Genomic DNA, 5,077 nt, shown 5'->3' on the forward strand with positions numbered 1-5,077 from the left:
TAAGTATATTGTCTCATTGACAACAATTACTTTGCCTTAACTTGTCACGAATGCAAGGAGAGGGGAGTTCAATACCTCTTTGATATAAAAAATCCTTCTAGTTCCCCCTTCCCTTGCGAGGGTTGCGGGGCTAGGGGGTTAGGTTTTTTAATTATCTAAACCAGCCACAGCTTCCTTAAATTCTTCAATCCCTTTAATGAGCGGATGAACATCACACCAACGCTGCACCTCATAGTCTGCATCTAGGTAGCGATATTCTAAAAGACAACGATTAAATAATAAGCTCCGATACTCATCGTCATTGACTACTCGCTTAGAACGCGAGACTTCAGCCAGCAAACGCCATTGCTCATTATCAACCGTTCGACGATAGGTATCTCGTGCTTGGGTAATCGCTCGTCGCACTGCTCTCTCAGAAATCGGTAAGCTTTCTGTACGTCCGATCGCGTCTTGCGTTAACAATAGCAAATTCCGCACATGACCCCCACTCATCAGACATAGCTGTTGCACGGTTTGTAAGCTATCAAAGATTTGCGTATCCAGAGATAAATCAGGCGCAAATTGGCTGACTCGCTTGCTAATCACTTCCCTGATTTTGTTGAGTCCTGGTTCGTAGATATCTCCAGAAGGAGTTCGCACCATCACCATTGGCAACACTTGCGTATCACTATAGATATCTCTAAGATCCGCAGCACGTTTAGAATGCACCATTGAGATTGGAACGGTGTAGATTAGATGACAATCCAAGGCTTTGAGTTGTTCACTGCGATCCAGAAAGATCTCATCGTGGTTAGTCTGTCCGTTTTCCTGAATAATTGGCGCAATCCGGTCTAAGTTGTCCGCAATCACTGCCAGTTGAGTGCAACCATCAGGGAGTTGCTGTTTCGCCTCAGCGAGAAACTCATTCAAAACAGCAATCAGCGTCACCGTATGCGGATTCACCTTCTCCCGAATCTTGTGGCGCAGCGTCGGTTCCGCCCTTAAATTCGCCGTCAGCTTAGCAAACTGGGCAATCTGTCCCTCAACACTCATCCCCTCAAACGATATCTCCGTAAGTGCCAAATCTTTCAACTCTTGCCAACGGTCTTTTAGCCAGTCTCGCAAAGGAGCAGTATTAGCACTCTTTTGTAGATCTTCTAGAATGTGGCGAGTACACGCAAGGAGAATATCAGTATATTGAGCATCCTCAGATTCAATATCTTCCTCATCCGCAGCAAAATAGACTACATAGAACTTCTGCTTTTCCAGAGAGTACTTCAACCTCAACAGTTCTGTAGATTTCCCCGCACCCCGATGTCCAGAGTACAATTGGCAAGTCTTCTGATTAGATAGCTGAAGTCGATTCCCCAAATCTTCCAGAATATCTCCATCCCCTCGCACTTCCCGACAGTCTACATAGTTTGGGTCGCCTGCGGGTAAAGGTCGAAAGGGGTCAAAGGCGTTGTAGAGGTTTTTCAGTAAGTCAGAATTGGGAGCCATACATCCAAAATATTGCCATTGAGCGCGATTCTAGCTCAGGGTTTGAAGAAGTAGGAGTATCTGAAATCTTGTACTCTTCGTATTCCACTCGCAAGGGAATCAATAATACTGTTGGTCAATTAGCTCTCGTGTGTGACCCCTCCCCAAACCCCTCCCCGAAGCGGAGAGGGGCTTCCGGACTCCCCCTTCCCTCGCAGGGAAGCCGGAGCTTTAGTGAGGAGCTGGGGGGTTAGGTTTTCCTGAATATCAAACTTTTAGCCCAACTGCTTTAATAGCACTCCGCCACCGCTCAACAGCCTCTTGTAATCTCGGTGACAACCAACTGTGATAGTGAGGATAAATAGGTAAACGCGGCACCAGTTCCCATCCCTCTGGCTCTAAAATTTCTCTAAGCTGCTGTGCATCAGGATGCGGATAATCAGGATTCACTTCATCTTTTGGTCCAATTCCTCCTAAATCCCTGGCACCAGCATCTAAACAAGCAAGTAACCAATTAGAATCTGGAACTAAATTAGGCGGAATTTGGATAACAATATCCGACGGCAGAATCTGACGCGCTTTGGCAATTACCTCTGGCAATTGATGAGGGTTAAATGCCGGAGCATCCCAAGTTTGCTGGCTTCCTGGACTATGGGGTTGTAAGATGACTTCTTGGATATGACCATAACGAGCATGAAGCTGTGCGATCGCATCCAGTGTTTCCCACCAATCTTCTTGAGTCTCCCCAATCCCTAGCAGTAACCCAGTTGTAAACGGAATCTGCAATTCTCCCGCCCATTCCAGTTGTTGTAGACGCACCTGGGGGACTTTACTCGGCGCATAACGGTGAACGGTTTGTAACAACTGGGGCGTTAGCTGTTCTAACATTAACCCCATTGAAACATTCACAGATTTGAGCGATCGCATTTCCTCAAAACTCAGGAGGCCTGCATTGGTATGGGGCAAAAACCCCATAGATAGTGCCAATTCGGCAATATCATAAATCCGCCCAAACCATTCCTGCCGACGTGATGAGTGGGGATGCACCTCACCACTGAGAATAAGGATTTCACAGACACCCTGAGATTGAAGCTGTCTTAACTTGCTTTCGGCAGCTTCTAGCGACAACCAAGAGCTTTTCCCAGGATCGACACGAAAATTACAGTAGGTACAACGATTAAAACACTCGTAGGTTGGTACGAGTGTGTAAGCAGGACTGTAGGTAACGGTTCGGGAATCAAAACGTTGCATGGGAAAGGGGAATCACAGGCTCTATTCAAGAGTGTGACCGATCTGGCAAAGTCTTGGTGCTAATAAGAATCCTTATTCTTCCGCCCAGAGGTAGGCTTCTTGCTTAGCGTGAATATTCTTGATATGCTTCTTCACTGTGTTGAGCGTAATATACAACCGATCCGCAATCTCTTTGTAGGAGTGGTTGGCTCGGCGTAGTAACCAGACTTCTGCCTCGCGAGCAGTCAAACCATACTTTTTGGCATCAGTAATCGCGACATTTTGAGTAGACTGTTGCCTATCTTCTATTGTTATTAACAGGTAAGGGTGAGCGCTTTCCTCTAACACTAACCACCTCGCTCGGATGCGAAATGTACCTAAATTATCGGCATCAATTTCTGACTCGATAATCAACTTTTGATCGTAAAATAGATCCTTGCTCTCAAGCAAACACTCGTAAACTCGCCAAACTTCCTCAATCAACGGGCTAGTTTGTGATGCAGGCTGTAGTAGTTGACCGAAAATTCGACGCGCACAGTCATTAGCATGAACTAACTCTCCTTGATTGCTCAAAATCAAAACTCCATCAACAAAGCCTTCCATAACGGCTTGTAGTAAAGATGGTTGTTTGGAATGCTCAAAATGTGAGTTTTTGAGCTGTTTTTCTAAGCAGCTTAGTCTCTCAAAGCATTCAATGTGAGTGTTCAGTTTATGAGCGAGAACGACCATGTTGCATCTCCTTCAGGCTAGTCAACTGAAAAGTCAAGTTCTTACAAGTCTTATCAGTTGAGGGTTAAAGTCATTCTTACGTTTGAGTTTGTGTAGCTACAATGAGCAAACTGTAAATTTCCAAAACTGCCTGAATTCTATTCTGTTAGGTCGAGGAAAGGTGAAAGGCTCTGAAGTAGGGTGAAGTTTTTCTACATTTTTTCGATTTGCTAAGTAATTACGAAATCATAGTATTTCAAGGTGTTTATCTAGATTACTCAGCCGTGTAAGTAAAGCGCTACTTTGTTTTACTCAGGCAAATAGTAGCCGTCGTGACAGATTAGTACCTAGTTATCTGTATTTGAAGGTGCTTATGCACTTAACTTCTTGCATAAAAAGCAAGGCAAAGGGTGATAAGTACTATGGATAGGCGGCAAAGCTGACTTTTAGAAAGGCTTTATTCGTTAAACAACCCGTAGGATATGAATCCAGAATTTGTCGATCAGTGGTTCCCTATCGAGCAACAGCGCAACTATATTTCAATGCTGATTGGACGAGTGGGTTTGACTCGCCGTCGAGCTGAATGTTTTGTGCGATTGTGGATCTATTTACTACTTAAGCAACAGCAAGAGTTAGGTAATCGTTTAAAACAACCCTTAGGCCAATTACAGATACCAGAAGGATTTGTTGCTTGCACCCACCGGGAAGCCGCAGAACTATTCTATGCTCACAAAGACCGAGGAAGCGATCGCGCGGCAGGCATGATGATCGATAAACTGCTTGCTCTGGGATTAATTGAAAAACAATTTGATGGCAATACAGTATGTATTCAAATTCGGTCTTTGCCAAATCTCAAGGTATCTCCCAAGGCAAAAGAGTCAGTACAACTCAAGGTTGATGACTTCAATCCCCGAACCGATGCCGTTCCAGTTGCAGATTTTCTCGCTCGAAACTACAACTGGATGAACAAAAATACGACAGCGGTTCCGCATAAAATTTCCAGGCTACTGCGTACTTGGGCAGGCAAATATTCTACTGGAATGCGAGTGCTACGCCGCTGTGACAACTCTCGTCCTGTGGGATTTTACCTTCTTTACCCCACCTCAACGGAGTCTGAGAAAAACTTCTTTCTTCCCCCAAGCAAAAGCCTCCATTTGAGTTCTGTATCGGATATTGACCCTCTGGAAATGGCGATTCCTGGCGATCCTGATTGCACCTCACTATTGGTGCGTAGCTGGATGATCGATACTCCTTATAAGAACCAAGAGAATATGTGCCTCTTTGTGGAGGATGTGCAGAAAACCATTGTGCGGATGCAAGCCGATTTTCCAAATCTCTGGGATTTCTACGCCATGAGCATCCATCCCACATATGAAGAACTGTGTATGGCTCTGGGATTTCAAAAAATTGGTGGCGATCCGAAGTTATCGGTTTACTGGGTGTACACCGCAGTAGACCAATTTTTGGCGCTAGATATTAAAGAAGCGATCGCAACCCTTCATTTTGATAGCCATTGCCCAGCACTTGAGGCAAGTTAGACCGACTCTTGCCATTGCTTTCCTTGCCGTACCTGTCTTTCCCCCGTGTTGGAGTATGAGCCTTTAGCTACGTCCTCCACCACGTTTTTTAACGGGACTTAGACAAATTTCAAGCCCAAACAAAGCCCAAACTAGCTTTGTAA

General features: G+C 45.0%; 4 protein-coding genes. 1 reads left to right on the forward strand and 3 read right to left on the reverse strand.

Annotated features, from left to right (window positions below; genetic code table 11):
• Positions 1-147: 147 nt before the first annotated feature.
• From AC5JL3_RS25145 to AC5JL3_RS25155, 3 genes are all read right to left on the reverse strand, one after another.
• Positions 148-1,479 carry an ATP-binding protein gene (locus tag AC5JL3_RS25145; RefSeq protein WP_496077080.1) on the reverse strand — a complete coding sequence of 444 codons (1,332 nt, stop codon included), beginning with the start codon at positions 1,477-1,479 and terminating at the stop codon, positions 148-150.
• A gap of 246 nt (positions 1,480-1,725) precedes the next feature.
• A complete protein-coding gene (gene cofG / locus AC5JL3_RS25150) occupies positions 1,726-2,709 on the reverse strand; it encodes a 7,8-didemethyl-8-hydroxy-5-deazariboflavin synthase subunit CofG (protein ID WP_496077081.1) in 984 nt (327 codons plus the stop codon).
• 72 nt (positions 2,710-2,781) lie between these two features.
• On the reverse strand, positions 2,782-3,417 hold the full coding sequence (locus AC5JL3_RS25155) for a helix-turn-helix transcriptional regulator (RefSeq protein ID WP_496077082.1): 636 nt from the start codon (positions 3,415-3,417) through the stop codon (positions 2,782-2,784).
• 461 nt (positions 3,418-3,878) lie between these two features.
• On the opposite strand from AC5JL3_RS25155, the gene AC5JL3_RS25160 reads away from it, so the two are divergent.
• Positions 3,879-4,934 carry a hypothetical protein gene (locus tag AC5JL3_RS25160; protein WP_496077083.1) on the forward strand — a complete coding sequence of 352 codons (1,056 nt, stop codon included), beginning with the start codon at positions 3,879-3,881 and terminating at the stop codon, positions 4,932-4,934.
• The last annotated feature ends 143 nt before the right edge of the window (positions 4,935-5,077 follow it).

Source organism: Symplocastrum torsivum, from assembly GCF_059505465.1.